Origin of the sequence: Acinetobacter sp. V2, from assembly GCF_001188385.1 — a bacterium.
GTDB lineage: Bacteria > Pseudomonadota > Gammaproteobacteria > Pseudomonadales > Moraxellaceae > Acinetobacter > Acinetobacter oleivorans.
The window spans coordinates 673168-676467 of the sequence record NZ_JZFB01000001.1; the positions used below are offsets into that span (position 1 = coordinate 673168).

General features: G+C 37.0%; 3 protein-coding genes. 1 reads left to right on the plus strand and 2 read right to left on the minus strand.

Translation table 11 applies throughout. The features are described 5' to 3' along the window. The first annotated feature begins 95 nt into the window (after positions 1-95). A complete protein-coding gene (locus UC75_RS03115; RefSeq protein ID WP_003651772.1) occupies positions 96-1205 on the plus strand; it encodes an S-(hydroxymethyl)glutathione dehydrogenase/class III alcohol dehydrogenase in 1110 nt (369 codons plus the stop codon). 57 nt (positions 1206-1262) lie between these two features. Here the strand turns inward: UC75_RS03115 and UC75_RS03120 are convergent, their stop codons facing one another. Continuing rightward, positions 1263-2213, minus strand: coding sequence for a DUF4882 family protein (locus tag UC75_RS03120; RefSeq protein WP_049836648.1), 951 nt, complete (start codon positions 2211-2213; stop codon positions 1263-1265). 112 nt (positions 2214-2325) lie between these two features. Continuing rightward, on the minus strand, positions 2326-3300 hold a 975-nt coding region (locus UC75_RS03125), incomplete at its 5' end, for a fimbrial protein (RefSeq protein ID WP_049836649.1).

Below are 3300 nucleotides of genomic sequence, written 5' to 3' on the forward strand. Positions count from 1 at the left end.
AATTTTAATTTAAGCAAAATTAAGCTCTTGTATTACCAATATATAATCTATTTTGCTCGACTATAAATACCGAATGATTTAAAGGAAACCCAAAGATGAAATCTCGTGCAGCTGTCGCCTTTGCCCCAGGAAAACCTTTAGAGATTGTTGAAGTTGATGTTGCACCACCTCAAGCGGGTGAAGTTTTAATAAAAATTACCCATACAGGGGTATGTCATACCGATGCTTTTACATTATCTGGCGATGATCCAGAAGGTGTATTTCCTGCTATTTTAGGTCACGAAGGTGCAGGTGTTGTAGTTGAAGTGGGTGAGGGCGTAACAAGCGTTCAACCAGGGGATCACGTGATTCCACTTTATACAGCTGAATGTAAAGAATGCTTATTCTGCAAATCTGGAAAAACCAACTTATGTGTTGCAGTACGTGCTACTCAAGGTAAAGGTGTCATGCCGGATGGAACCACGCGTTTTTCTTATAATGGTGAGCCGATTTACCATTACATGGGTTGTTCAACATTTAGTGAATATACGGTAGTTGCGGAAGTATCTTTAGCAAAAATCAATCCTGAAGCGAATCACGAACAAGTATGTTTACTTGGATGTGGTGTGACGACTGGTATTGGCGCCGTGCATAACACAGCAAAAGTACAAGAAGGTGATTCTGTTGCTGTATTTGGCTTAGGCGGTATTGGTTTGGCTGTTGTACAAGGTGCACGTCAAGCGAAAGCGGGCCAAATTATTGTGGTAGACACAAACCCAGATAAATTTGAACTTGCTAAGCAGTTTGGTGCTACAGATTTCTTAAACCCTAAAGATTACGATAAACCGATTCAACAAGTCATTGTAGAAATGACAGGCTGGGGTGTTGACCACTCATTTGAATGTATTGGTAACGTCAATGTTATGCGCTCGGCTCTAGAGTGTGCACATCGTGGGTGGGGACAATCCGTTATTATTGGTGTTGCTGGTGCCGGTCAAGAAATTTCGACTCGTCCATTCCAGTTGGTTACAGGCCGTAAATGGTTAGGTACTGCTTTTGGTGGTGTAAAAGGCCGTTCACAACTCCCTAAAATGGTCGAAGATGCTATGAAAGGTGAAATTCAACTTGAGCCTTTTGTGACTCATACTATGCCTCTTCAAGACATTAATACCGCTTTTGATTTAATGCACGAAGGTAAATCAATTCGCACAGTCATTCATTTCTAAATGAAATAAAAAAAGGGCTGTGATTCAGCCCTTTTTTACGACTTATAGTTTTATATCTTAAATGGCATTACCGCACATGTCAGTTGTACCCTGAGGATAGCTAAACTGTAGCGCATTACGGTCAGTAATGAGTTCATTCGACAACTCTTGTCCAAATAAATTCGTAGAAAGAATATTTAGATTTCCATTCATTGAGAAAGCTACTTTTTGTAGTGCACCAGGTAATTTAAATTGGTATCCTTCATCAACACCATTAGAAATAAATCCGACTTGCTTAGTGTCCTGATTAATGTAAACACCTAAGCGTTGATATTCATTTGTATTATCTGTCATTTTTTTGTTTTTAAAGTAACTATCAATAAGTTCATAATCTCCAACCTCCGATGATAAGCTATGATATAAACGAGGTGGATTCTCGCCAAACTCAAAATCCTGAGCACCAATATCAAAATGATAATTTGATCTAATTGTATAGTTATTATCTGTTACACCATTAAAACTGATGTCGGTTGAGTAAGATGAGCTGCTTGAAGAAAGTAAGGGTACTTTAAGCTCCATCTCAAAAGCAACAATACCTTTATTAGGCAATAAAAAATCACCGTCATAACTTGTTGAATTCATTTTTGCCTTACTTTTTGCATTATAATCAAGATAACCATAATTATCTTCCGTGACAGGCTCCACTTTAAAGCCAAATTTTTGACCATTTATCAATGGAAATATTTTCATAGGCAAATAGTCAGGATGTTGATTATTCCAGAGATCAAAATCTTCTTGAGTTGCATCGAAACTATATTTACAGACTGGGGCAGAATTAGGAGTGTGAGTTTGAGCTAATAGCATCTGTGGGGCTAATTTTTCATTTTTTACAGATGATGAACTGCTTTTAGGTGCGACTTTTTGGTTAGATTCATTAAGCGGTCTGGTACTCGTATTGTCAGGAGATACTTCATACGTTGCCCAACATAATGTAATTGCACTAACAGCAACTATACCTATTTTTTTCATAAATATTCCTATTAAGTTAAGTATTAAATTTTTAGAAAGTAGCGATAAAGTAAAATTTATTATTAATATTTAAATATTTGAAATTATTAGGTTTATAAACTATTGAATATGATTAATCATATTCAATAGTTACGGTAGCCATTGCACGTACTTTACCAGCTGTCACATTTGCTGCTGTTTGATAGTAGCGGGCAGTCATTGGTACGTTATATTGAATTGTCTGGTTAGATGTCAAAGTACCTAAAGCGAGCTTATCGCCTTTTTTGATGACCTGATTTTTATTTTGATAGTTCCACAATAACTGCACACCTACACCATTTGCTTTTTCAGAAGTAGGAGCAGTATTTGCTAAGACCTGGTTATTTGTTCCGTCTTGGGTAAAGTCGTAAGTTAAACTAATCAGATTTTTTTCTTCATAACCTGTTGGGTTAATACCACCATTACATAAGATATTCATATCAAAGGTTTGTTCACCTTGCGTAGAACCAACACCTTTGAACCCCGCCTTTGTAACAGTTGGGAGCTGTACAACTTTATTGATATTACCTTGGATTTCGCATGAAGAAGAAGCGATAGTAATTGCATTACCATAAACTGTACTGGTTAAAAAAGGGCGATTCATATAACCACTTACATAGTATCGACTATATAAACCTGGAACTAATGTACCTGAACCAGTCTGTTCAGCAGTTTTCACAATTTCAACAACAAAATATCCCGAAGCAAGATTATAAGTTGTTCCTAGTGTTAAACTACGAGTATATGGATAATACCCTGAAAAATTAGTTGCATTTTCGGCTTCACGGTATAGACGAATACCAATCCCAGGAATATTTGTAGAGTAAATACTGTTACCCTGCGAACTTAAAGGGTAATTCTGAGTTAATGCAGCGGTAATAGTATCACTATATGACGTACATTTCGCTGTTGAGGCTTGTCCAGTTGAGTTAATTGGAAAAGTTGCTTTTCTTAGAATCTTTCCAACAGGATCACTTGGTCTAACAACAACTCGTCCCACAGCCATTGATATATCAACCGTGCTGAACCCAGAACTAAGAGTACAGTAAGCATTGGCTTCACCATATAC

Bases quoted from the DNA above. Each gene is read 5' to 3' on its own strand.
- UC75_RS03115 (WP_003651772.1), top strand. From the start codon at position 96: ATGAAATCTCGTGCAGCTGTCGCCTTTGCCCCAGGAAAACCTTTAGAG.
- UC75_RS03120 (WP_049836648.1), bottom strand. From the start codon at position 2,213: ATGAAAAAAATAGGTATAGTTGCTGTTAGTGCAATTACATTATGTTGG.